This window comes from Shewanella putrefaciens (assembly GCF_016406305.1).
Classification (GTDB): domain Bacteria; phylum Pseudomonadota; class Gammaproteobacteria; order Enterobacterales; family Shewanellaceae; genus Shewanella; species Shewanella putrefaciens_C.
In genome coordinates this window covers 2,796,166-2,820,405 of sequence record NZ_CP066369.1, presented here as the reverse complement: position 1 = coordinate 2,820,405, position 24,240 = coordinate 2,796,166, and the positions used below count along the sequence as shown (strand labels likewise).

20 protein-coding genes and 1 other annotated feature are annotated in these 24,240 nt (G+C 48.4%); of the genes, 8 read left to right on the top strand and 12 right to left on the bottom strand.

Annotation, left to right across the window (positions count from 1 at the left end; all coding sequences use genetic code 11):
* Window positions 1-509: 509 nt before the first annotated feature.
* The 8 genes from JFT56_RS12230 to JFT56_RS12195 all read right to left on the bottom strand — a co-directional run bounded on the left by JFT56_RS12230 (window position 510) and on the right by JFT56_RS12195 (window position 8,604).
* Entirely contained in the window at window positions 510-794 is a 285-nt protein-coding gene (locus JFT56_RS12230; protein ID WP_198780368.1) for a DUF2798 domain-containing protein, read from the bottom strand.
* A gap of 315 nt (window positions 795-1,109) precedes the next feature.
* Window positions 1,110-1,541: a glycerate kinase gene (locus JFT56_RS12225; protein WP_198780367.1), complete on the bottom strand. Its 432-nt coding sequence runs from the start codon at window positions 1,539-1,541 to the stop codon at window positions 1,110-1,112.
* A 70-nt stretch (window positions 1,542-1,611) separates the two neighbouring features.
* Window positions 1,612-2,433 carry a tryptophan synthase subunit alpha gene (gene trpA / locus JFT56_RS12220; RefSeq protein ID WP_198780366.1) on the bottom strand — a complete coding sequence of 274 codons (822 nt, stop codon included), beginning with the start codon at window positions 2,431-2,433 and terminating at the stop codon, window positions 1,612-1,614.
* A 5-nt stretch (window positions 2,434-2,438) separates the two neighbouring features.
* Window positions 2,439-3,629 carry a tryptophan synthase subunit beta gene (gene trpB / locus JFT56_RS12215; RefSeq protein ID WP_198780365.1) on the bottom strand — a complete coding sequence of 397 codons (1,191 nt, stop codon included), beginning with the start codon at window positions 3,627-3,629 and terminating at the stop codon, window positions 2,439-2,441.
* A gap of 179 nt (window positions 3,630-3,808) precedes the next feature.
* Window positions 3,809-5,287, bottom strand: coding sequence for a bifunctional indole-3-glycerol-phosphate synthase TrpC/phosphoribosylanthranilate isomerase TrpF (gene trpCF, locus JFT56_RS12210; RefSeq protein ID WP_198780364.1), 1,479 nt, complete (start codon window positions 5,285-5,287; stop codon window positions 3,809-3,811).
* A gap of 6 nt (window positions 5,288-5,293) precedes the next feature.
* Window positions 5,294-6,340, bottom strand: a complete 1,047-nt coding sequence (trpD, locus tag JFT56_RS12205) for an anthranilate phosphoribosyltransferase (protein WP_198780363.1) — start codon at window positions 6,338-6,340, stop codon at window positions 5,294-5,296.
* Window positions 6,337-6,939: an aminodeoxychorismate/anthranilate synthase component II gene (locus JFT56_RS12200; protein WP_198780362.1), complete on the bottom strand. Its 603-nt coding sequence runs from the start codon at window positions 6,937-6,939 to the stop codon at window positions 6,337-6,339. Before JFT56_RS12200 ends, trpD begins: the two co-directional genes overlap by 4 nt.
* A gap of 9 nt (window positions 6,940-6,948) precedes the next feature.
* Window positions 6,949-8,604: an anthranilate synthase component 1 gene (locus JFT56_RS12195; RefSeq protein WP_198780361.1), complete on the bottom strand. Its 1,656-nt coding sequence runs from the start codon at window positions 8,602-8,604 to the stop codon at window positions 6,949-6,951.
* A gap of 97 nt (window positions 8,605-8,701) precedes the next feature.
* Window positions 8,702-8,809: a sequence feature (Trp leader region), on the bottom strand.
* A gap of 210 nt (window positions 8,810-9,019) precedes the next feature.
* Between JFT56_RS12195 and rnm the strand changes: the two genes are divergently transcribed.
* The 5 genes from rnm to rluB all read left to right on the top strand — a co-directional run bounded on the left by rnm (window position 9,020) and on the right by rluB (window position 12,913).
* On the top strand, window positions 9,020-9,880 hold the full coding sequence (rnm, locus tag JFT56_RS12190) for an RNase RNM (protein WP_198780360.1): 861 nt from the start codon (window positions 9,020-9,022) through the stop codon (window positions 9,878-9,880).
* Window positions 9,877-10,497, top strand: a complete 621-nt coding sequence (locus tag JFT56_RS12185) for an L-threonylcarbamoyladenylate synthase (protein WP_198780359.1) — start codon at window positions 9,877-9,879, stop codon at window positions 10,495-10,497. Before rnm ends, JFT56_RS12185 begins: the two co-directional genes overlap by 4 nt.
* 159 nt (window positions 10,498-10,656) lie before the next feature.
* The gene (locus JFT56_RS12180) at window positions 10,657-11,445 is read left to right on the top strand and encodes a segregation and condensation protein A (RefSeq protein WP_198780358.1); all 789 of its coding nucleotides are present in this window, start codon (window positions 10,657-10,659) and stop codon (window positions 11,443-11,445) included.
* Between the two features lie 3 nt (window positions 11,446-11,448).
* A complete protein-coding gene (gene scpB, locus JFT56_RS12175; protein ID WP_198780357.1) occupies window positions 11,449-12,045 on the top strand; it encodes an SMC-Scp complex subunit ScpB in 597 nt (198 codons plus the stop codon).
* On the top strand, window positions 12,038-12,913 hold the full coding sequence (gene rluB, locus JFT56_RS12170) for a 23S rRNA pseudouridine(2605) synthase RluB (RefSeq protein ID WP_198780356.1): 876 nt from the start codon (window positions 12,038-12,040) through the stop codon (window positions 12,911-12,913). Before scpB ends, rluB begins: the two co-directional genes overlap by 8 nt.
* Before the next feature lie 67 nt (window positions 12,914-12,980).
* Here the strand turns inward: rluB and JFT56_RS12165 are convergent, their stop codons facing one another.
* A complete protein-coding gene (locus JFT56_RS12165; protein WP_198783564.1) occupies window positions 12,981-13,718 on the bottom strand; it encodes a YciK family oxidoreductase in 738 nt (245 codons plus the stop codon).
* A gap of 260 nt (window positions 13,719-13,978) precedes the next feature.
* Between JFT56_RS12165 and JFT56_RS12160 the strand changes: the two genes are divergently transcribed.
* From JFT56_RS12160 to JFT56_RS12150, 3 genes are all read left to right on the top strand, one after another.
* A complete protein-coding gene (locus JFT56_RS12160; protein ID WP_198780355.1) occupies window positions 13,979-16,462 on the top strand; it encodes a VolA/Pla-1 family phospholipase in 2,484 nt (827 codons plus the stop codon).
* A gap of 124 nt (window positions 16,463-16,586) precedes the next feature.
* Window positions 16,587-17,603: a protease SohB gene (gene sohB, locus JFT56_RS12155; protein ID WP_198780354.1), complete on the top strand. Its 1,017-nt coding sequence runs from the start codon at window positions 16,587-16,589 to the stop codon at window positions 17,601-17,603.
* 200 nt (window positions 17,604-17,803) lie between these two features.
* Window positions 17,804-18,835, top strand: a complete 1,032-nt coding sequence (locus tag JFT56_RS12150) for an AraC family transcriptional regulator (protein WP_198780353.1) — start codon at window positions 17,804-17,806, stop codon at window positions 18,833-18,835.
* A gap of 43 nt (window positions 18,836-18,878) precedes the next feature.
* Here the strand turns inward: JFT56_RS12150 and JFT56_RS12145 are convergent, their stop codons facing one another.
* The 3 genes from JFT56_RS12145 to JFT56_RS12135 form a co-directional block, all read right to left on the bottom strand.
* Window positions 18,879-20,051, bottom strand: coding sequence for an SO2930 family diheme c-type cytochrome (locus JFT56_RS12145; protein WP_198780352.1), 1,173 nt, complete (start codon window positions 20,049-20,051; stop codon window positions 18,879-18,881).
* A 90-nt stretch (window positions 20,052-20,141) separates the two neighbouring features.
* Complete coding sequence (locus JFT56_RS12140; protein ID WP_420136000.1) at window positions 20,142-22,865, bottom strand: SO2930 family diheme c-type cytochrome; 2,724 nt, start codon at window positions 22,863-22,865, stop codon at window positions 20,142-20,144.
* Between the two features lie 174 nt (window positions 22,866-23,039).
* A complete protein-coding gene (locus tag JFT56_RS12135; protein WP_198780351.1) occupies window positions 23,040-24,107 on the bottom strand; it encodes a DUF3083 family protein in 1,068 nt (355 codons plus the stop codon).
* Window positions 24,108-24,240 lie beyond the last annotated feature (133 nt).

The window sequence follows — 24,240 nt, the reverse complement described above, 5'->3', positions numbered from 1 at the left end:
GCTATTTTCCCTGCTGTCTCTGTCCCGACAACGGCGAGTAAATTAGCATGTTAAAATATTCAAATGCAAATAATTCTCATTTGCAAGGTGGCGTGAATTAATACTTTTTCCCTATGAATAAGCGGTGCCTGTGCGGTTAATGGCATGCCTAGTGGTCGATTTAGTGAGGGCCGATAAAATCGGGCCTGAAGGTATTAAAGCGAGGTATATTGAGTTAAAAAAGCCTAAATTATATATGTATATCAATAGATTACTTATTTTATAATCGATACGATATGGGAGGAACATGAACTTAAATAATACTAAACTCAAACGGCAGGAGTGTTGTGAAGAGGTTAATGTAAATCCAGTGTAAATCGCCATTGGGCAGCGATTGCACTCAGACTTGGACGGGAGATTGAACTAAGCAATTGAACTATGCAATTAAACTAAGCTATTGAACGCATGATAAGGGTATCTGCGCTGATAAGCGTCGCATAATGATACCCTGTGATGGAGTTTATTGAGGGTTAGGGCAAATCAACAAAAGCTGCCGTGAGTTTTCGCACTAAAGGTAACACCAGTAGCAGGGTTGGGAAGGCGACAATCCAAGAGATCAGCCAAGCGCTCAGCCAGAGTTCGATAAACTGTGGTGAAGTGCCTATGCCATTAAAAGTGCTGATCGCAGATACAATACAACTCATTAAAATAGAAAGAAAAAATGGCATTACAACCGTAACATACTTAGCGGGTAATTTAGGTGTCCCCAAGAAAGTACGAGACTTAGCATTGGGCAAAGGGTTAGAAGCAGGCATGGGATCCTCTAGGGTCATTTATCAGGCGATTTATGGGGGACAGGTGCAATGGCGTTTCCAGCACTTAGCGTCAGTTGGCTAACTAAAAGGCTCATTGGCGGATAACCATATCAAGGGTCACGCTGGCATTCTAAATAAGTGTTCCCCATTATGCTACCGCAAGCTGACTCGGCATCCCATTTGTCATCCAGCGCGGCGGATCCTATGGCCGAATGTATATGGCTGAGCCTGTGATATCGGGCGGTGAGCAACTTTTTCGGCTACAAAACTACTAACATTAAGCGATACTGCGATAGTAAAAACGTCCACTAAGGCTTAATCCTGCCAATTAGTGACCCAAAGCTCGCCCGTCACATTGACCCAGTGACCGAGGGAGATAGGGGATTTTCCCAGTTCATTATCAAACAGCAATGGGAAACTTGATTGCAACAGATAAACCCTATCTTCGGAGGTTTGGCTGATATCGACGATTTGTCCTGAAGCATCAAAGTGGCAGTTATGCAGCGGAAACTGCAGATGCTGGCATGGCGCTTGCTCAATGATGTCCACTTGAGGGCTCGCACTCGCCAGCCGACCCAATAATTCAACCGTCACCCATTGGTTAAGGGGAAAGCGCGCTTTTGCCTGCTGATCGCTGCCTTGGTAGTAAAACCAAATTGGTGCGCCATTGTCGCATTTTGCGGCCACTTCCCCTTCAAATCCACAGCCCCATGGTGTGAGTTCGAGAATATAGATCCGATACTGCATAAAAAGTCCGTTTTATTGTCGAGGCCTCCATGCTACCGAGGAACTGTGACTAAATAAATACGCAGTTAGTTTAGGTCGCAGCCTTCATGGCGCGAGTAAATTCCCCAAGCGTTGCAAGTAGCTTAACTTCATCGTGCTGGTGGGTTTCGATGATTTTTACTACGGCAGAGCCAGAAATCGCCCCTGCAGCGCCCGCTTTGATGGCGGCGCTTACCTGTGAAGGCTCGGCAATACCAAAACCGAGGAGCGGTGGTGGGGCGTTAAAGGCTTTTAATTTAGATAAAATTTCCTCTACCGGCACGCCAGCTTTCGTGTCTGTGCCTGTGACTCCCGCGCGGGATAAGAGATAGGTGTAACCTTCACCACTTTTACTCACTTGCTCCAGGGTTTCACTGTCGGCATTGGGCGGCGCGATAAAAATCGGTGCAATACCATGGGCCTTAGCGGCTTCGCTAAAGGGCGCGGATTCTTCCACTGGCACATCGGCGATAAGCACTGAATCCACGCCCGCTTGCTGCGCTTTGGCGTAAAACGCATCTATGCCGTTAGCAAAAACTAAGTTTGCATACAGCAGCAAACCGATTGGCAGTTCTGGGTATTTTGCACGCACTTGCGCCAGTAATTCAAAACACGCCGTTGGAGTCGTGCCCGCGGCTAAAGAACGCAGGTTAGCCCCTTGGATCACAGGGCCATCGGCCAAGGGATCGGAAAACGGAAAGCCCAGTTCTAAGGCATCGGCACCGTTTTGCACTAAGGTATCGATAATTTTCAGCGATAACTCAGGGCTAGGATCGCCAAGGGTGACGAAGGGGACAAAAGCGCCACGGCCTTCGGCGTTGAGTCTGGCAAAGGTGGCTTGGTAACGGCCAGTGTTGGTAGACGTGTCACTCATGTTTATTATTCCTCTTTACCATTCAAAATGTCAGAAACGGTGAAAATATCTTTGTCGCCACGACCGGAAAGATTGACCACTAAAATGGTTTCTTTGGTGCACTCGCGCGCCATTTTGACGGCATAGGCGATAGCATGCGCTGATTCTAATGCGGGGATAATCCCTTCACAGCGCGCCAGTTGTTGGAAGGCTTCTAAGGCTTCATCGTCGGTAGCCGATTCATAACGGGCGCGGCCTGTAGCATTAAGATGCGCGTGCTGCGGGCCAACGGAGGGGAAGTCCAATCCGGCTGAAATCGAGTAAGATTCTTCAATTTGCCCTTCGCTGTCTTGCATCAAAGGCGCTTTCATACCGAAGAAAATACCTGTCTTACCGTGTTTAAGCGGCGCGCCGTGCATTGGCGTGTCTATGCCTTTACCCGCAGGTTCGACGCCAATCAGTTCGACACTTGGCTCGTCGATAAAGTCAGCAAACATGCCGATAGCGTTGGAACCGCCGCCAACACAAGCGATAACGGCATCGGGCAGGCGACCTTCACGTTCCAGCATTTGCTTCTTGGTTTCTTCGCCAATAATGCGTTGGAATTCACGCACTATGGTTGGGAACGGATGTGGCCCCGCAGCCGTGCCCAGAAGATAGTGGGCTTTTTCGTAGCTGCCAGACCAGTCGCGCATCGCCTCGTTACAGGCATCTTTTAGGGTGGCAGAACCTGAGGTGACAGGAATGACTTCCGCGCCCATCAAACGCATTCTAAATACGTTAGGTGATTGGCGCGCAACGTCTTTGGCACCCATATAGACTTTACATTTTAAGCCTAACAGCGCGCAGGCAAGGGCGGTGGCAACGCCGTGTTGTCCTGCGCCAGTTTCGGCAATAATTTCTTTTTTACCCATGCGCTTAGCAAGGAGGGCTTGGCCTAACACTTGGTTAGTTTTATGGGCACCGCCGTGGAGTAAATCTTCCCGTTTAAGGTAGATTTTCACCATAGGATTTGGGCTTAAATTGCGGGTTAAGGTCAGTGCTGTTGGGCGACCTGCGTAGTTCTTCAGTAAATCGGTAAACTCGGCTTTAAAGTCTTCATCTTCCTGCGCTTCCACAAAGGCAGTTTCTAATTGCTTAAGGGCTGGCACTAAAATCTGTGGCACATACATGCCGCCGTATTCGCCGAAATAAGGGTTAAGCTTTAACGTTGACATACCTTTTTCCTTATCTTATCAATCAGTTTGTCAGTGGCTTCGATTGTGCTAACAGCGTCTTGGGGTTAACCGCATCGTTATCTATTTGGCCACTGGCATTAATAGGTTCATATTGTTTGTTGAGCATCACTCTTGTCGAGCACCAACAGCATCTAGGGCTTCTTGCTTAGCGCGATAGGCTAGAGACGTAAATTGGCAAAAGCCGTTTGGATAAGTTGCGCCGATTTAATTCCTGCGGCGGTTTCTAGGCCAGAATTAAAATCTAAACCGTAAAATCCTTGGGCATTGGCACTGGCCGCATTGTCTGGATTGAGTCCGCCCGCCAACATGGCATGGGCCTTTTGCGGGCCTAAGGACTTCACATCAATATTTTGCCAATTAAAGGCTTGGCCCGAGCCGCCAAATTGGTCAGCCGTTTTACTATCAAACAGATATCGCGATGCGCCCTGAGGTAAGTTACCAAGCTCACCCGTTTGCGCATCGACGCTGACGGCTTTCCAAATTTGAGTGGTGAGTCCCGCTTGCTTAAGTCGCTCGGCGAGCTCTGCGATTTCAAGTTCAGTTTCAGTGCCGTGCAGCTGCACCGCAGATAACTGCAAACTGGCTGCGGTATCTGTAATGGTGCTTGGCGCGGCATTAACAAATACGCCGACGAATTCAATGGCGGGAGCCGCGGATGCGCGATATTCCCTGAGCAATTGTTCAGCGGCATCAAGGGTTAACGCGCGCGGGGATTTTTCAGCAAAAATCAGCCCGCCATAGACGGCGCCAGCGGTTGCCGCGGCGCGAATATCTTCCACACGGGTGAGGCCGCAGACTTTATTGTGACCGAAGATCAATTTACGGCAGGCTAAGTCAATATCAGCCTCGGCCATAATCGAGCTGCCGACGAGGAAACCATCGACCAGCGGGCTTAAGCGGCGTACTTGCTCATTGGTGTAGATGCCTGATTCGCTTATTACCACGCGGTCACTGCCAATGTGTGGCGCTAAGGCTTCAGTGGTCGCAAGATCCGTACTCAAATCCCTTAAGTTGCGGTTATTAATGCCAATAATCGGCGCATCTAATGCGATGGCGCGTTTAAGTTCTTCTTCGTTACTGACTTCGGTCAGCACATCGAGTTGATATTTAGCGGCTTCTTTCGCTAGGCGGTGATATTGCGCATCATCGAGTACGGATAGCATCAACAGAATGGCATCGGCGCCTTGGTGGGCGGCGAGTTTAATTTGGTATTCATCAACAAAAAAATCTTTGCACAGAATTGGTTGATTGACCCGAGCGCGCACCTTAGGGATATAGTCCATATCCCCTTGGAAAAACTGCTCGTCGGTTAATACCGAAATACCTGCCGCATATTTGCCGTAAATATCGGCGATGGCTTCGACATCAAACACCTCGCGGATAAGCCCTTTGGAGGGACTGGCTTTTTTACATTCTAAAATGTAACCCGCCTTGGGCGCCTTGAGTGCGGCAAACAAACTGCGGTCAGAGATTTTTGGCGACAGACTCGCCTCGGGGAAACGCAGCTTTAGAGCGGCAATATGGGCCGCTTTGGTGTCGACAATACGGGTTAACACATTACTTTTGGGCATAGGGTTAGTTCGTGCCTGTGGCTGAGTTCTCATATCTTGGCTATCTGTGATCAGTTGTTGAGTCATTGCCACTTATTCCTTGGTTTCACTGCTGACTTTAGCTAATTCACTCAATAATTCAAAGGCTTTGCCGCTTTGTATGGTCGCGATCGCCAGTAAGGTTCCTGTTTTCACTGAATCAGCAATCCCACACACATATAAAGCACAACCGGCATTGATGGCGACCGCATTGGTATGCGCATCTGTGCCACGACCTTTCAAAATGGCCTCGGTGATCAAGGCATTCTGCGCGGGTTCGCCGCCTTCTAAGTCACTGATTTGTGCTAAAGGCACACCTAAATCGGCGGGCGTGAGTTGATACTCTATGATGTCGCCGTCTTTTAATTCGGCCACTTGGGTATTGCCGTGCAGCGCGACTTCATCTAAACCGCTGCCGTGCACTACCATAGCGCGTTTTGTGCCAAGCGCCTTTAATACTTTTGCTATTGGTAAGACTAACTCAGGGCTATACACGCCAAGTAACATAAATTCTGGGCGTGCGGGATTGATAAGTGGCCCTAACACATTGAATAAGGTGCGCGTTTTCAGTGCTTGCCTGACCGGCCCCGCATGTTTCACTCCGCCGTGGTAGTGGGGCGCAAATAAAAAGCACAGGTTCAATGCGTCGAGGCAACGACTGGCGGTGTCTGGTGACATGGTTAAGTCAATGCCAAACTGCGCCAATAGATCCGATGAACCCGATTTACTCGACACGCTACGATTGCCGTGTTTGGCGACCTTAGCGCCCGCCGCCGCGGCAACAAAGGCCGCAGTGGTGGAAATATTAATGGTATTAAAGCCATCGCCACCGGTGCCAACGATATCAACGATGCCATTGCTAAGGTTATCGCCATTTGAGTAGGGAAACGTCTTGGCGGCGGCGCGCATGGCATCGGCGGCGCCGCTGATCTCATCTATGGTCTCGCCGCGCATCTTGAGCGCGACTAACATGCCCGCCATAGTGGCTTCACTCATTTCACCGCGAATTAACGCGCTAAAAATCTCAAAGGTTTGCACACGACTTAAACTTTTACCTTGGTATAAAAGGTCGAGTAAAGGCTGAATATTGTTGGTACTCATGCGTTTACTCCTGCTGTCATGTCTTGGGTCAGAAATGCCAAGGTTTGAGTGAGCAGTGTGCTGCCCAACGTCGTCAGAATGGATTCTGGGTGGAACTGAAAGCCAACGGCTCTGTGCTCAGGGTGCAAAATCGCCATCGGCATAGCGTCAGTGGTTGCGATCACTTGCAGGCAATCGGGCACTTGAGTGGCGACGAGGCTGTGATAACGGGCAACGGGCAGGGGAGAGGGCAAACCGACAAATACGCCAGTACCATCATGGAAAGTCGGACTTGCTTTGCCGTGCACCACAAAAGGTGCGCGCGCTACTGTGCCGCCGTAATATTCCACCATGGCTTGATGCCCAAGGCAGATCCCCAGCATAGGCACCTTACCCGCAACTTTGGCGATAAGTGCCATCATAGAACCTGCCTCATGGGGGGCACCAGGACCTGGTGATAACACTAGGGCTGCAGGCTCTTGTTCGTTAAGCAGTTTTTCGGCGATATAATCGGCGGCAACATCGTTGCGGTAAATCACCACTTCACAACCTAGGCTGCGAAATTGATCCACTAGGTTATAGGTAAAGGAGTCAAAGTTATCGAGTAGATAGAGTTTCATGTTTGGCTCCTATTTAGATTGTGCTGAACTGAGTTGCACTGAAATGGGTTGCACAGAAGTGTTTACTGGCACTCCAGCGCCCATCTTGATGGCTGAAATCACGGCTTGGGCTTTTTGACGGGTTTCATCTGCCTCGCTTTGGGGATCCGAATCAAATACCACGCCAGCGCCAGCTTGAATAAAGGCGGTACCATTTTTAACAAAGGCGGAGCGGATCACGATGCAAGTGTCCATGTCACCAAGGGCGTTAAGGTAACCCACGGCGCCGCCATAGCTGCCGCGGCGGACTTTTTCCGCTTGGCGTACCAGCTGTGATGCGCGTACTTTTGGCGCGCCCACTAAAGTGCCCATATTCATACAGGCTTGATAAGCATGCAACGCATCTAAATCTTGGCGCAGTTGACCCGTTACACGGCTGACGAGGTGCATCACGTGGGAATAACGGTCCACTTTCAATAATTCGGCGACTTTACGGCTGCCGCTTTGGCTGATGCGGGCGATATCGTTGCGGGCTAAATCGACCAGCATTAAGTGTTCCGACAGTTCTTTTTTATCTAAACGCAGTTCAAGTTCAATGCGACTGTCTAAGTCAAAATCAATCTCGCCCGTGGCGGTTTTACCACGCTTACGAGTGCCGGCAATCGGGTAGACTTCGACTTGATTACTGCTGGCATCAAATTTGAGCGCACTTTCTGGTGAGGCGCCAAACAGCGTGAAATTATGGCCCCTGAAATAAAACATGTAAGGGCTAGGGTTAGTCAGGCGCAGAGCACGATAAGCCCCTAAGGTATTCGGGCAAGGCAAACTAAAGCTACGGGATGGCACTACTTGGAAAATATCGCCCGCAATAATGTGTTCTTTCAAATCGATAACGGTTTGTTTGAACTCTTCATCGGAAATATTGACTCGCTCAGTTGCATCGATAGCGACCAGTGTCGGCACATCGGCAGGTGAATTACCTAAGTTTTTACATTCTGCAGTTAAACTTTGTACTCGCTCGCTTAGTGCTGCGGTAATGGCGGTATACTGGGCAGAATCGCTACTGAAATTATGGGTGATGATATCGGCTTGTTTCAGCTTATGGTCAATCAGGATTAAGGTTTCAGCGAGGTAGAATAAGTAATCAGGGCAATCGTTATCGCGGCTTGGCACGGCAGGCAGCGGCTCAACGGTATCAATCAAGTCGTAGGCCAGTACGCCACCTAAAAACAGATCCTCAAAGGCGGGCTTGGTTTGGCCGTCAGTATGGGCGCCACAATCAATCTGCTGGATAAACATCCGTAGGCCATCGAGTGGCGAAGTGGATTTTAAGCGTGCATCTTCATCCTGCAGCTGAGTGTCTTTTTGCAGCGTTACCACTAAGGTGGATTGTGCGCTTTGACAGTGGGCGGTCGGGCTAAAAAAGCGTTCGATAGGGGCGAGTAAACTGGTGCCATTGCTTGTCAGTGCGGTGAAGGTCAGTTGATAACCATCGCAGCGGATCATCATGGCGGCATGGGTCATTACCATGCTTTTTAAGTGATCTTTACTGTCGATTTCGGCCGATTCCAGCAACATAGTATGGGGCGCATCTTGGGTGATGTGCTGATACAAGCGCAGTGGATCGCTGTGGTAGGTTAATGCCGCCTTGAGTGTGCTTGAGCGTGCGAATGTCTGTTTGGGCATGTTCATACTCCAGCTACCTTATAAAATGTCTTTAACATCATGAGTTATCTCGCTTTCTTAACTTTTTACCCGAGTCTGCCGACATTTTTCGCACCTAACAAAAAAGCCCGCATTTCTGCGGGCTTCTTGTTGATTCTGGTCACTTTCAAATGAGCACAGAGCTTCACACCACCCGCTACGTTGGGAAGTGCCACCACCAAATGATGTTTAATGAAGCGTTAATGTGTGTCATTCAAAAGGGTCTCGCTAATTCGTTAATGGACCTATAGAAAACATGAGCCGAGCAATAATGTCAATTGAATATTTTTCAAATTAGATCATTTGTGGTCAAAAATCCTTAGGTTAAATCGGCAATCCTTGGCATAAAGTGCGAGATAACTGCACATTTCTTAACAAATTCGCGTACAATAGCCCCATGAATACTCAAAGCATATTGGCTGATTTACACAGCCACACGACCGCGTCCGATGGTCAGTTAACTCCGTCTGAATTGGTGGCCAGAGCCCTTGAAAAGGGCGTGCAATTATTTGCCATTACCGATCACGATACGGTTGCAGGTTTAGCCGAGGCCCGTCACTTTAATCAGGCCCAGGCGAACCCGCTTAAATTGATTTCAGGGGTCGAAATTTCGACTCGCTGGAACAGTTATGACATTCATATTGTTGCGCTGAATTTCGATGCCGATAACCCAGCGCTATTAGCATTTTTAGAAAACCAGCGTGAATTGCGTGAATTACGAGCCCAAGAGATTGGTCACAGATTAGCCAAGGCGGGCATTGAAGGTGCCTACGAAGGTGCTAAGGCATTGGCGGGTGATGCGGCTTTAAGCCGTGGTCATTATGCCCGTTGGATGGCTGAAAATGGTCATGCTGTGGATATGCCAAGCGTATTTAAACGCTATCTGGCTCGCGGTAAAACCGGTTATGTGCCCAATAATTGGGGCGATATGGCCAGCGCGATTGAGGTGATCCACAACGCGGGTGGATTAGCTGTTTTAGCCCACCCTAGCGGTTACAAGTTATCTGCTAAGTGGTTAAAGCGTTTAGTGCGCGAATTTAAAGAAGCGGGTGGAGATGCCATGGAAGTGGTACTCGGCCAGCAAACGGTGGACGATAGGGCAAATCTTGCTGCTCTTAGCGTTCAAAATCAGTTGCTTGCATCGATAGGAAGTGATTTTCACTTTCCAAGTAATTGGATCGAATTAGGTAAAAATCTGTATCAGCCCCAAGGTATTGATTGGGTCTGGCAGTCAGGATCTTGGGTGGAACGACCATGAGTCAGTTTTTTTATGTACATGAAGTAAATCCGCAATCGCGGCTTATTAATCAAGCGGTTGCCGCCTTAAAAGCGGGTGGGGTAATTGTTTATCCTACCGATTCGGGCTATGCCTTAGGTTGCTTGATTGGTGAGAAAGACGCGATGACGCGGATGGCGCGCATTCGTCAAATTGAGAATGATCATAATTTTTCCTTGATGTGCCGCGATTTATCTGAGCTTGCAACCTACGCTAAGGTCGATAATCAGGCCTATCGCATTCTAAAAAGTTGCACGCCTGGGCCCTATACCTTCATTTTCAAAGCGACCAAAGAAGTGCCCCGTCGTTTGCAAAATGACAAGAAAAAGACCATAGGCATCCGAGTGCCCGATAATGTGATTGCGTTGGCACTGCTCGAAGCCTTAGATGCGCCGCTGATGTCAACCAGCTTAGTGATGCCGAATGCGGAATTTGCCGAGTCGGATCCCGAGCACATTCGCGATCTGCTCGAACATCAAGTGGATGTGATTATCCACGGCGGTTATTTAGGCGAAAAGCCGACCACAGTGATCGATATGTCCGAAGATGGCGCCGAAATTTTGCGTGAAGGAGCGGGGGATATCAGCCCTTTTCTGTGATAGCGACAGTTTGAAAACTCATTTATCGGTTTCTTTCGCGGCATAAAGCGCCTATTTGGCAGTTTTATCGCCGCAAATTTACGGGTATAATCGCGCGTTTGGCATAAGGCCATAGGTGATTGTGTTCAATCTGTGGGTGTGACACGGAGAAAATGGCGGATGCAGGGCACGCAACAGAGTTTACCCTTAGCCGTTATTCGCGGTCAGGCAATGACCGAAATGCCGCAGGATTTGTTTATTCCGCCCGAGGCATTGGAAGTTTTTCTGGAGTCCTTTGAAGGGCCATTAGATTTACTTTTATATTTGATCCGTAAGCAAAAATTAGACGTTGTCGATTTACCCATTCAGCAAATCACCGCCCAGTATTTAGAATACATCGCGATGCTGACCCAGGCGCGTATCGAGCTTGCTGCCGATTACTTAGTGATGGCAGCAACCCTTGCGGAGATTAAATCCCGTTTGCTGCTGCCGCGTATGGTGGCAGAGGATGAGGTTGAGGAAGATCCGCGGGCGCAACTGATCCGTCAGTTAAAAGCCTATGAAGTGATCAAAGAAGCGGCGCAAAAAATGGATGATCTTCCGCGGCTTGAGCGGGATGTATTTCAAGCAAAGGCGATGGCCGCACCGAGTATTAAGCCGTTAGTGATCCCGCCTGAAGTCTCGTTATTTGAGATTGCCCGCGCCTTTGGCGATGTGCTCAAACGTATTGATGCCAATGAAGATCATCACGTTAAGCGTGAACATTTGTCGACCCGCGAGCGCATGAGCCAGATTTTAGCCATGCTGAACTCTGATGATTTTACGGCATTTGAACGCTTATTTACCGTAGAAGAAGGCCGCGCTGGCGTGGTGGTGACCTTCTTAGCCTTGATGGAATTAGTCAAAGAGTTATTGGTCGAATTGTACCAAACAGAACCGTTTTCAGTTATTTACGTAAAGGCCTATTAATTGATGCAGATAAATCCAATTCAATTAAAACAGCTGATAGAAGCGAGTCTGTTTGTATTGGGGAAACCCTTGTCGGTGAAAATGTTGAAAGAAACGGTACTCGTGGATTTCTCCGTTTCCAGAGACAAAATCAAAGCTGCATTGGACGAGCTGCAACAGGATTATCAGGAAAGAGGTGTGCAACTTGTGAAAGTCGCTGGGGGTTACCGCTTCCAGACCTTAGACGTTCTGAGTCCTTTTTTGCAGCCCCTGTGGCAAGAAAAAGCGCCAAAATATTCGCGCGCGACATTGGAAACTTTGGCTGTGATTGCCTATCGTCAACCAGTGACCCGCGGTGATATTGAACAGGTGCGCGGTGTGGCGATAAGTAGCCATATCATCAAAAGTTTGTCGGATAGACATTGGATTAAAGTAGTTGGCCACAAAGAAGTCCCGGGGCGACCCGCACTGTATGCCACTACCTTAGAATTTTTAGCATATTTTGGCTTAGACACCTTAGCGGATCTCCCCGCGCTTACGGATGCTGAGTCATTGCAGGCGGTTTTTTCAGGACTGAAATTAGCGCCAGAACAGTCAGAAGAGCAAAATACTAATGAGTGAAAAGTTGCAGAAAGTCTTGGCCCGTGCAGGCCATGGCTCCCGTCGTGAGATGGAGGCATGGATTGCTGCAGGTCGAGTTAGTATTGATGGTGAAATTGCTAGCCTTGGGGATCGTATTGAAGCGGATGCTAAAGTGCGTATCGATGGCAGAGCCATTTCGTTAAAGTCTGCCGAAGATGTGATTTGCCGTGTGCTGGCATATCATAAACCTGAAGGCGAAATTTGTAGTCGTAAAGATCCTGAAGGCCGTCCAACGGTATTCGATCGCTTACCTAAAGTGCGAGATTCGCGCTGGGTAGCCGTCGGCCGTTTAGATATCAACACTTCCGGTTTATTGTTGTTTACCTCAGATGGTGAATTAGCGAACCGCTTAATGCATCCATCGAACGAGGTTGACCGCGAATACGCTGTACGTACCTTCGGTGAAGTCCCTGAAGCCACGGTTCAGCGTCTGCGCACCGGTGTGATGTTAGAGGACGGTCCGGCGCAGTTTGATAGCATCAAAGCCGCGGGTGGTGAAGGTATGAACCAGTGGTGGCATGTGTGTTTACGGGAAGGCCGTAACCGCGAAGTGCGCCGTCTGTGGGAATCCCAGGAAGTGCAGGTGAGCCGTTTGATCCGTATCCGTTATGGTATGGTCGAATTGCCGAAATCTTTACCCCGTGGCGGCTGGGTTGAATTGCCAATAGAGCAAGTCAACTACTTGCGTCAATTGGCGGGTCTTGAGCCTGAAACCCGCACTATGCTTGCCGCCGATAAACACAGTGTGGCCCGTGCTCAGGTCAAAAGCGCCAAAATTCGCCGCGCCGTGCGTAAGCATAAAGTCACAGGGGCTGGAAAAGCTAAACCAACGCGTCAGCGTAGTTAAGTTGTTCTATCCCAATGAAAAAGGCCGCTTAGCGGCCTTTTTGCTTTCTGTTAAATAAAAAATAAATTTACTGGGCGTTAAATTGCTGACCATTGACTGCGCTAGAGTCTTGCCCCATCAAATATAGATAGGTTGGCATAATTTCTTCAGCGGTTTTTAAATCTAATGGATTTTCAGCTGGATAGGCTTTTGCACGCATCTCAGTGCGGGTCGCACCGGGATTGATGCTGTTAACGCGTACTGAAGTGCCATCGCATTCGTGGGCAAGAACTTGCATCATGCCTTCGGTGGCAAATTTGGAGAAGGCGTAGGGGCCCCAGTAAGCCCGTCCCTGACGGCCAACACTGCTTGAAGTGAAGATAATCGAGGCGCTTGGCGCCTGACGCATGATGGGCAGCAGGGCTTTAGTCAGCATCACTTGGGCCGTCACATTCACTTTGAGTACATCTTCGAGGGATGGAATATCGATATGTTCGAACGGGCCTAGGGCGCCGAGTAAACTGGCGTTATGCAGCAACCCATCTAAATGACCAAACTGCTCGCTAATAGTATCAGCCATATCGCGGTAATTTTGCTCGGTCGCACCTTTGAGATCTAAGGGCACAATGGCGGGTATTGGATAACCAGCCTGTTCGATTGCATCGTAAACCGCTTCGAGTTTTTTGACGGTTTTACCGAGTAAAATGACTGTGGCACCATGCTTTGCAAACTCAATTGCGGCCGCCCGGCCTATGCCGGCACCTGCGCCTGTGACCAGAATAGTTTTACCTTGAAGTAAATCTTTTGCTGCTTGATATTCCAACATGAGTCTCTTTTTCCCCTTGGCGAGAATGCCCGCCACTTCTAGAGTCGCCGAACTGATAAACGCACGTTTCAAACAAACGAATGAAACTTTGTTATCAATAGCTAAAATGTTTGTGACAAACTTGTGGCTAACTCAATATTTTTACGTTAACTTGAAATGAGTTAGGGCTAACATAAGCCCTATTAGTCATAGAGTTCGCGCTATTGTGACTAATTTCTTGGGGAAAACAAAATTATTACAACAAGATTTGGGGAAAAAAAATGAAAAGACTCATTTTGTGTGTTGCGATTGCATCTGCACTGGGCCTCACAGGATGTGGCGAGGACAGCTATAACGAACTCAAGGATAAGACTGACCCGCTCATCCCTGAATCCCATATGGTGTTCGACCCCGCTAATTCCAAGGTACCTTTGCCAAACGATTTACTCTTTAGTGGCACGACCGATGGCACATTATCGATTCCGGGTGAAAGCTCGGGCAACTATGTCGATCCACAAATCGCGCTTGGGGCGTTAGATGGTTGGTCGACGACATCACCGATTTCTATTGATATTGAAGTCGCAAAAAAACACGATGGTACACCACTGACCTTAATGGCGGCCTCCGTTGCGCAGCCTGGTGCGGTGAGAATGTTTGAGGCCACTGTGGGTGGTCCATTGTCTTCCGATCCTGAGTGCAAGGCTAAACCGTCGGTTTCAGCCTGTAAAGTGGGCGCTGAGTTGCAGTTTGGCGTTGATTTTGTTTCGACGGCTTCTGGTAATAAGGTGGTCATAGTGCCACTCAAACCCCTTAAGGCTGGCCAGTCTTACATCTATGCCACCACGAACCTTATCCAAGACTCCGAGGGTAGAGGGATTGCTCCTTCAACAACCTATGGCTTGTTGAAAATGGATATCGATACTTTACCCCTAGAAACCCCAGATCAATTGATGCTGCAAACCTTAGTCAACAGCTATGAGAAAGGGATTGCTGCGGCCCATAATGTGGATACCTCCACCATTAGTTATGCTGGGCTATTTACGACTCAATCGGTGGCAAGTGTCTATGAAACCACAAAATTGCTGATGGCACAGGGCGCGCCCTATGCGCCAAGTTTTGCGCAAATGCCAACGCCAACAGGTATCACAGTGGCTCAAGCTGCAGGACTGGGTCCTGAAGACGGCGCCGCCTATGTTGTGTCTAGTCTAGCGGATGTCTATACCGCAAAAATTAAGTTACCGATTTACGGTGATTGTTCATCTGTGGGCTGTCTATCTTCAACGGGTCAACCTTTGATCAACGGCCACTGGAAAGCTCAAGGTGATAGTCCAGTTTCGGTATTATTAGCGCTGCAAGCGGGTACGTTGAGTCAAACTAACTTTGGAATGCAGGCCGTGGCGAATGGGATTGCTAATCCCGCCGATGCTTTAGCGAACCCGGCGTTGATGGCGGGCAAAACTTGGTTGCTAGATGATGGTACGCCAGCGGATAAGACCAAGCATTTAACTAAGTTTAACCCTATCCCGGCAATTAAAGGCTATGAAACTGTTTCTGTACTGATTTCAATGCCTAACGCGGCTAAATTAGCTGCTTTCTATCAGCAGCAAGGTTTGACTTTCACGCCGCCAACCTCGGGCTGGCCAACCACAATTGCCTTACATGGTTTAGGCGGTGGTAAAGAAATGTCACTGGCCTATGCGGGTAGTTATGCGGCGATGGGCGTCGCCACTATGGCTATTGATATGCCACTCCATGGTGCGCGCTCCTTCGATGCGAACGGCGATGGGATTTATGAAGTCTCAGCAACTGATCCTTCTTTTGGGGCTGTGATTGGTCAACCCGATGCCTTTAAAAATGGCAATCCGTTAGTGTTTGTGAATATTTCAAGTACTTTGTCGGTAAGGGATAATTTCCGTCAGGCGACAATGGATCATTTAGGCGTACGTCTGGCGTTAACGGGGTTAGCACAGGCTTTAGCCCAGGCAAACCAACCGCAAGTCTTTGACGTATCAAAGATCAGTGCCCAAGGTTTGAGCTTAGGTGCTATCGTTGGTACTGATTTTGCGACCTATGCCAGTACTGGTCTTAAACATCCATCGACGGGTGAAACTTTACCTAATGCCTATGCTATTAATGCAGCGTCATTAGTGGCGCCTACGGGAGGCTTAGCGGGCTCCTTTGCCGGCTCTGCAACCTTTGGCCCAGTGCTATTTAGCAATATCACCGCATCTGAAACCTTCCAGGCGCTGGTCGATAAAGCCAATACTGCAGGCTATGAGCCTGGTAGCCCAGAATATGCCGCATTAGTCGAAGCTGTGTACGCCCAGTTTATTCCCACCTTTGCCTTTGCGGTGCAAACGGCGGTGGACTCGGCGGACCCAGTGAACCATGCCGCTATGTTAAAAGCGACGGGTTTACCGGTTCATTTAATTGAAGTGGCAGGGGATGGCAACGGTAACTTACCGGATCAAGTGTTACCTAATCGCGTGGATAACTTCCCGTTATCGGGTACTGAGCCTTTGATCTCTGCTATTGGTTTACCTTGTGTCGACAGTACCAGTAAAGGTCCTGGCGCGGTGCGTTTCTCCAAGGGACACCATAGCTCTATTGTTGACCCAAGTGAGAAGGACTCTACCGATGGTATGGCTGCAGCTGCTACCGTTGAGATGCAGACCCAGGTAGCCACCTATGCCCTATCTGCGGGCAAAGGGGAAGCCACGGTTTTAGTCTCAGACAGTGGTGTGATTGCAACTTGTCCTAACTAATTGCCCCCAAATCCACAAAACCCAGCGAATGCTGGGTTTTTTTATGGGCCTTTAGGCTGTTAGAATAGCCCGCAATAAATTCAGTGAAGATACACGCAAATAATGCGTCCCAATGGAGAGCACTTTGGAATTTTTATACGAGTATGGAATGTTTTTGGCAAAAGCCGTCACTATTGTGGTCGCCATTATCGCCGTGGTCATTGTGGTGTTGGCTTCTACTGTCAAGCATAAGTCAGATAAGGGTGAGCTTAGGATCACTAACTTATCTGAAGAGTTAGCCGAGCTTAAACATGATTTGAAGGCAGAGTTGCTATCAAAGAAACAATTCAAGGCCTACGAGAAACAATTGAAGGCTGAAGAAAAGGCCAAAGAAAAAGCCGCCGATGAAACCCACAGTGGTAAAGTGTTTGTGATTGATTTCAAAGGCAGTATCGATGCAGCCGAGGTGGCTTCGCTCCGTGAGGAAATCAGCGCCATTTTAGCCATTGCCGAAAAAGGCGATGAAGTTATCGTCAATGTCGAGAGCGGCGGCGGTATGGTGCATGGTTATGGGTTAGCTTCCAGCCAACTCGACCGTTTACGTCAAGCCGATATTCCTCTGACCGTTTGTGTGGATAAAGTGGCGGCCAGTGGGGGTTATATGATGGCCTGTGTGGCCAATCGAATTTATGCCGCGCCCTTTGCGATTGTTGGTTCTATCGGTGTAGTCGCTCAGTTGCCTAACTTTAATCGGTTGCTGAAAAAACATGAGATTGACTACGAACAACACACAGCGGGGGATTTTAAACGTACGCTAACGGTATTTGGTGAAAATACCGATGAAGGTCGGCAGAAATTCCAACAGGAATTGGAAGAAACCCATGTGCTGTTTAAATCCTTTGTGAGTAAGTATCGTCCAGAATTGGATTTGGCTAAAGTCGCGACAGGTGAGCATTGGTATGGCCAGCAGGCCATTGACTTAGGGCTTATCGATGCGATATCCACCAGTGATGATGTTCTCATGTCGCTGGCGGGTGAGCGTACCGTGTATAAGCTGCGCTATCAGATCAGGAAAAAGCTCGCCGATAAAATTGCCCATGGCGCATCGTTATCCGTCAATGCGATTTTTAACCGCCTCGTCGAGAAGAATCGCCCTATGTAGGGGCAAATGTCATGGCCATGCCGCTTGATGCTGAACTCAGAACGCCTGCAATTTGCAGGCGTTTTTTATGGCAAGTATTTATGGTACAAATTTGTACATTTTTTTAACATTAAGTTTAAATTAAGGCTGTTAAAAATAAGGCAAATCTTATACAACTAATGGGTAAAGGATAACGGATAAATCTAAGAGGGGGAGGTTTCATGTTACAACGCGTCGACTATAAAACGAATATGATGGTTGGAGACCAAACCTATCCTGCATTTGAACTGCGAAATATTTTGGACTTTATCGCCACCCAATTTGGGGAGACAGCGAAAGAGGAAGTCTGTTTACATATTGGTCTAGGGCATCAGGAACTTGAGCACTACCAGTTTGTTTATGTGTGGCAAGTTGAATATGCCATGGAGTTTTTGCGTTTACAGAGCCAAGACCCCGATATTGGCACTCAGTTAGGCTTAAGCTATACCGTGAGTAGTCTAGATGTGCTGTTACCGCATTTGGCACAGTTAACCACATTGCAAGCTTGTCTGCAGTTTGTCGTCAATCACCCTAGTTTAGTCGGTAGCTTTACCGATACTTTAATGCGGCTCGAAGACCAAAGCATTTGTATCCGTTGGTTGAATACGGGGCGCATTGAAAAGAGTCAATATCGCTTTCAGTTTCTGCACAGTATTGGCTCTTTGCTTGGGCTTGCGCGTGAGTTAACCGGGCAAACCATCCCTTTTGCCAGGATTAGCTTGGCGGAGCCAGCGCGCGATAGCCACTTTTTAGCGCAGGCCACGGGGGCCGAAATTTGTTTTGATAGCGAATATTTTGAATGGCATATCGATTTGAGTTGGTTGTCATTACCGGTTACTTACACTTTTTCCGAGCATCAAATTGCCGCGAGTGAGGTTAGGGCGGTTTCTTTTATCGACACTGTGCTGGGTGTTATCCGAGAGAGTTTTCCCAGTGTGCCAAACTTAGATGCGATGGCCGCTCATATCCATATGAGCGATAGAAGTTTTAGGCGAAAGTTGGCCCAGTTGGGCTCAAGTTACCAGAGGTTGGTGGATCAAGTGCGTTGCCAAAAGGCGATTGAACTTATTCTCGCTAATCAATTGAGTATTGAAGCAATTGCCGAAACTATGGGCTATGCCGACGTCAGTCATTTTAGACAATGTTTTAAGCATTGGATTGGTCATCCGCCCGGGTATTTTAGCCGCCTCAATAGCCATGAAATACATAAATGAGCTAAACACTGTTCCCTATACATTGTTGCCTAAATACGGCTCCCTATACACAGTTCCCTAAACTGGGTGCCAGTGAATCAATCCATTGTCTTATCAGTTCTACTCCCTCGCTATGCTCAATACTACGGCCTATGGGCGGCATTCTATCCTTAGGCTCAGACAGTGTTTGGCGGTACAGCATAATAGAGTGCTCCGCATTGCCGGGGACGATATCGTAATCGAGTCCTTTTGCGCCACCATCCCACCCCGGGGGCTGCTTGCAGATCCCATATTGATAACTATTGTGGTCGACATAAAACCCGAGTCTGAGTCCTGAGATACTGGCAAAGCCATTGGCACTGTGGCAGTGGGCGCAATTGACATCTAAGTAGCCCTTAGCCCGGGCCGTTAAGTCACTATTGGTCTCATTGATGGCAAAGGTTTTGCCTATTTCGCCTATGGGCGGTAAAGAGGTGATTAGCCCCTGCTGGGCCCAAAGTTCCAACTGATTGATCTTTTTGCCTTGATTGTGCACATCAAGGTTGAGTAGATGTGCCTTAAGGCCAATTGGGATGATGTGGCTGCTATTGTTTTGATTACTCTGGTGGCAAATTTTGCACTCGCCGCGACTAGGGATGGCATAGTCAAAGGTTTGAGTTTGGCCCTGATTGGTGAGTGTATGACGGACGGTGGCTCCCGCAGTTATCAGTTTGGCTTCCCCCTGTTGCCATTGGTAGGCAAGGCTAGTCCAGCCTAGGGATCTGTGGATTAACAGCCTGGTTTCGATAAGGGTCTCATTCGCGAAACCTGTAATGGCGGTGTCGAGTGGCAAGGTAAAGGTTTTGACGAGCACAGTGCCAACGGGGAGGTCAAATGCGTTTTGGGGTTGATATTGAAGGGTTTTACCTTCGGGCAAATAGATAAAACGGTATTTACTGGCATAGTTTGAAAATAGCTGTGTCGCCAATTGGTAACTAAAACCGGGGGCTTTTGGCTGCGTGGTGGGGTTTACAGGGTCGGTAAAGAGTCCATATTGACTCAATCTCGGGCAGTCTTCGGCCATTAATGCCTGCCAGTTTACTTGGGATGTACTCTGCTCACACAGGCCTTCGGGTGTGGTGGGCACTGTGGGCACAGTAGGTGTCTCAGTGCTGATATCTTGGCTATCACTGCCACCACAGGCAGTGATTTGGCTGCTGATAATGAAGATTAAGCTACACATTAAACTGTTTTTCATCGTAAACATCCACGCAATCGGAACTGTCTGCTATGTAAAAAGGCTGGCATAGCCAGCCTTTTCATTGTGCGCTTTAAAGCGTGCTTTGGGTTAGTGGGAGCAACTCGCCGCAGGTAAGCGTTTGATCCATTCGCTAATCAGGGCCGCGCCTTCCCCATGAGCTAAACTGCGGCCAATCTCAGGCATGCGGTCACCCGGTGTCGTACTTGCCATTCTAAAGTGCAGAATAGACTCGTCGGCATTGCCCGGGACGATATCGAACCCGAGATTGCCACCACCGTATGCGACTGGGGATTTACAGGTACCGTGGGAGAAACCCGCATCATCACTGTAGCTACGCCAGTATTCGAGTTTAAGGCCTGTATTTGAGGCATTACCTTCGGGTCTATGGCAGTGGGCGCAGTTGATGTCTAAGTAGCCTTTTGCGGTTTGCATTAGGGCGCTATCGCTAAGGTTTGCGAGCTTAGTTTCATCACCGTCTTGATAGGCGGGGACCTGTGGGACTTCGCTAAGATTCGGCAGTCCCTGCAAGGCACCTACACTTTGCCACTTCAGCAACTGGTTCATCGCGCCATCTTGATAGCTATAATCACGATTTAAATGGCGGGCCTTAGGACCAATGGGCATAAACACGGCGTTAGTGTTCTCATCGGCCTTATATTGATGGCACTGCTTACATTGGTTCATGCTAGGCACGACATAGTCAAAGGCGAGAGTTTCCCCTTTATGCATGAGTGTTTGGTTGCTAATAGCACCGGCTTTGGCGAGGGTCGCATTGGTTTTATCGGCATTCCAGACATAGGGCAAGGCAGTCCAGCCTGTTGGACGATGGATAAGCAGCCGCGTTTCAATCAAGCTTTCGTTGCTAATACCACGTTTACTGGTGTCGCTTGGCAGGGCAAAGGTTTTGGCAATCACAGTGCCGACTGGGAAATCGAAGGACTCGTTTTCAGAGTAGCTGGCTTTTTGACCTGCGGGCAGGTACACAAAACGGTACTTACTGGCGTAATCGGTAAAGAGTGGCGTGTTTAAATCGTAGGGTATGCCATTCGAGTTGGGCGCCGCCGTGGGATTTTTAGCATCGCTAAAGAGATTATAATCCGACAGCTTAGGGCAATTTGCCTTGAGTAGGGCATCCCAGCTGACATTCGAACCCGTGGCTTGGCAGAGCGATTGATCGCCGTCGCCTACTAAGCCGCCTTCACCTTCACCGATAGTACCGCCACCGCCAACGAGTACACCGCCATCACAACCTTCGGTGTTATCATCGACACCGCAACCGAAGACTTGACCTGCAAATGTGACCGTATGCACGGGCAGACTTACCTGTGAACACTTGAGTAAGTTGCTCTGGGTCTTTTCATATTGCACATCGGCTATGCTGATATCCGTGTTGCTGTTTGCATAGAGCCTACCGTAGGACACATCACCGTTATCACTGGCGCAGACATTGTCGCTACCATCTTCGGCAAAGGGTGTTTCCTTTAAACCTAAATAGGCGGCGGTGCCATTGTTGGCCAGCATTTCCCCCAAACCGTCATAGAGTACGCCGGGCAAAGTGCCGTGGGTTAGAATATATGCGCGAATAATATCTTGAATTAAATAACCTTTTGGCTTGCTGCCATAATCAGTGATCAGGTTATCATGGAGATAAATATTACGCGGCACTGGGCGCCAACCGTCCTCAATTGCTTGGCCGGGTTGACCATAGTTACCAACAAAGGAGGTCATGTCAGGTTCTGCAATAAAGAAGCTGCTGACAGTCACGCCTAGGGTATCGTGGTGGGTGATTTCATTATTGAAAATTTCCACATCGGCGGTGGAAAGAACGATAACCCCAGTGCCCGGTGGCACAATATGCACTCCCGCAGGGTTTGCCGAGGCATTGGCAAAGTTGGGCGTGTTATTGTCATACACTTTGTTATTGAATATCCGCACACTTGAGCCATATCTATGGTTATTAATGGGTAAATCAAAAATTAATATCCCTCCAGTGTTCCCCATGGCTTCGTTATCATACACATCGGCGTATTTGGAGTTCTCAATCTCGATCCCTGCAACGTTCTCCTTGGCGATATTGCGGCGTACCACAATATATTGGGATTGCCCGACGTAAATCCCCGCATCGGCACTGCCACGAACATAGCTATCTTCGATAAGAATATTCTCGCACTCAACCGGGTACAGACCATAGGCGCCATTATCTTTATCGAGCGGCCCCTCCCAGACAGTACCGACTCGACGCAAAATGATGCCGTTGGTGTTTTTAAGCTTAATACCGTTGTTTTTGGCTTCGTTGACCGACAGATCTTGAATGATGATATTCATCGCATTTTGCACGAAGATACCATCGCCAGAGTTGGCTTGGGAGAAATTGAGCACAGTGTCTTTCATGCCATAACCCATGATGGTGACGTTTTTGGCGAAAGTACCATCACCGTCTACATCCCCATCGAAGAGTAGGGTTGAGTCGATATTGAAGGTGCCCTTAGGTAACACTATCACAGCGCCACTTTGGGCATTGATCAGGGCTTCTTGAATGCGGGTGGTGAGGTTATCACCCGCCGCAATCTTAATGGCGCCTTCGGGGAAGGTCGGTCCCGTTTCTGGTGGTATCACCACTGGAGGGGTCACAGAGGGTGCTGACTCATCATCGGAAAGACAACCGCTGAGATTAAAGGCCATGAGTAGGGCTATCCCCGTAGGCATTAGCCATGAAGCCTTACTCGACGCCTTGGTTTGCGCGGATGAACCCTTAAGGCTAGTCGCCTTAGATCTCTTCGCCTTGTGTGGATTAATAGTATTGTTGAACATGATTGCTCCCTTTTTGTTATTATTTCGTTAACAGAATGCGCTAGGGGCAAAAAAAGGCAATGTGAAATATGGCCAAAATGGTGCAGCATGTGGTAGGGAGAACAGGGAGTAGGGATTTTCAAAAAGAACAGGGCGCTTAATGCGCCCCGTTGTTTAGCGATAATCTGTGTTCAATCAGATTTGATAGCTGATATGTTGATGGAACCGTACGACTAAGTCTTCACGTTCCGGATCCAGCCCTATCTCAGTTGCAAAGGCTTTCAATGCGGTTTCGACATTATTCATAAAGCGGCCGAAGCCTGAATCGTCACAGTCTTTCGTACCCGCCACTATGGTAAAGTGGGCGGCTTCGACTAAGTTATCGGCATCCCAGCGGCGGATCACTTGCTGCTCGGTCGCATTTGGATCGAAACCTATCATCTGTACTTCGGCTTTACTGTCCAGCTTCTCAAACTTACTGTTACGCACCAGTGGCGTTAAGCCGTTAGCAATCATCGCGAGGCGAGTGAGTTGTTTATTGGCTGCGGCCTTGAGAAAGCTATCTTCAAGGTGTTGATATAACGGGGTAAAGTCAGTTGCCGATTCGGGCAATAGCCCCTGCTTGAGCTTGCGACTCAGGGGCAAACTGACAGTCACATAGGTGAGTGAGCTGGTATTTTCCGGTAACTCGCATTTTCTGGCCTTATACCTTGGGCCTATGGCGCGCAGTTTATAGCCGTAGGTTTCTTTATTTCCCTTGGCTTTTGCGAACAGATCATAGGATAAATGCTGATGATCACGGATCTTCACCTTAAGATCCTTCATCGGTAACTTAGGCATTAAGGCGTTGAGTAACTCCCGTACCTTAATATGAAAACTGGCGGAATTACTGCGGATATCTTCACCAGTGGCGAGGAACACTATGCGTAATTTACGGGCGCGGTAGTTTTCTTGGGAGAATAAATTTTGGGCTTCGTGATAGGCTGGATTGTAAAAAAATAGAATTTGTTCAGTGGTTTGGAAACAATAGGCTTCAGTATGGTAACGGACAACGGGCAGTTTATCGTTAGTGATCACGTGGACATTACGCAGATCGTGTTGTTCTGCCAAATTGAATATTAAACGGCTTAAGGTTTGATAACAGCTTTGATAATCGGGATATTGACTCAGTAACTCATCCGTCACCTTGATTTCGGCGGTGATGTATTGATTGGTTCGGGCTTCCTTGGGTATGTACACTTTTTGCTGATGGCTAAGGGACATATTGACTCCTTGTTGGGTTAACCATTTGCTAACACGAATTTTACTGTTTATCTATAGGGCTAATATTGCGTTAGAACACGTTTTTATCCGTTGGGCATTAGTTTAGCTAAGCAAGCTGTTTATTAGCTTAAAA

Bases quoted from the DNA above. Each gene is read 5' to 3' on its own strand.
- trpCF (WP_198780364.1), bottom strand. From the start codon at position 5,287: ATGACTCAACAACTGATCACAGATAGCCAAGATATGAGAACTCAGCCA.
- JFT56_RS12145 (WP_198780352.1), bottom strand. From the start codon at position 20,051: ATGAAAAACAGTTTAATGTGTAGCTTAATCTTCATTATCAGCAGCCAA.
- JFT56_RS12150 (WP_198780353.1), top strand. From the start codon at position 17,804: ATGTTACAACGCGTCGACTATAAAACGAATATGATGGTTGGAGACCAA.
- trpA (WP_198780366.1), bottom strand. From the start codon at position 2,433: ATGAGTGACACGTCTACCAACACTGGCCGTTACCAAGCCACCTTTGCC.
- rnm (WP_198780360.1), top strand. From the start codon at position 9,020: ATGAATACTCAAAGCATATTGGCTGATTTACACAGCCACACGACCGCG.
- trpB (WP_198780365.1), bottom strand. From the start codon at position 3,629: ATGTCAACGTTAAAGCTTAACCCTTATTTCGGCGAATACGGCGGCATG.
- JFT56_RS12160 (WP_198780355.1), top strand. From the start codon at position 13,979: ATGAAAAGACTCATTTTGTGTGTTGCGATTGCATCTGCACTGGGCCTC.
- JFT56_RS12195 (WP_198780361.1), bottom strand. From the start codon at position 8,604: ATGCCCAAACAGACATTCGCACGCTCAAGCACACTCAAGGCGGCATTA.
- JFT56_RS12230 (WP_198780368.1), bottom strand. From the start codon at position 794: ATGCCTGCTTCTAACCCTTTGCCCAATGCTAAGTCTCGTACTTTCTTG.
- JFT56_RS12185 (WP_198780359.1), top strand. From the start codon at position 9,877: ATGAGTCAGTTTTTTTATGTACATGAAGTAAATCCGCAATCGCGGCTT.
- JFT56_RS12140 (WP_420136000.1), bottom strand. From the start codon at position 22,865: ATGTTCAACAATACTATTAATCCACACAAGGCGAAGAGATCTAAGGCG.
- trpD (WP_198780363.1), bottom strand. From the start codon at position 6,340: ATGAGTACCAACAATATTCAGCCTTTACTCGACCTTTTATACCAAGGT.
- scpB (WP_198780357.1), top strand. From the start codon at position 11,449: ATGCAGATAAATCCAATTCAATTAAAACAGCTGATAGAAGCGAGTCTG.
- JFT56_RS12180 (WP_198780358.1), top strand. From the start codon at position 10,657: ATGCAGGGCACGCAACAGAGTTTACCCTTAGCCGTTATTCGCGGTCAG.
- JFT56_RS12200 (WP_198780362.1), bottom strand. From the start codon at position 6,939: ATGAAACTCTATCTACTCGATAACTTTGACTCCTTTACCTATAACCTA.
- JFT56_RS12165 (WP_198783564.1), bottom strand. From the start codon at position 13,718: ATGTTGGAATATCAAGCAGCAAAAGATTTACTTCAAGGTAAAACTATT.
- rluB (WP_198780356.1), top strand. From the start codon at position 12,038: ATGAGTGAAAAGTTGCAGAAAGTCTTGGCCCGTGCAGGCCATGGCTCC.
- JFT56_RS12225 (WP_198780367.1), bottom strand. From the start codon at position 1,541: ATGCAGTATCGGATCTATATTCTCGAACTCACACCATGGGGCTGTGGA.
- JFT56_RS12135 (WP_198780351.1), bottom strand. From the start codon at position 24,107: ATGTCCCTTAGCCATCAGCAAAAAGTGTACATACCCAAGGAAGCCCGA.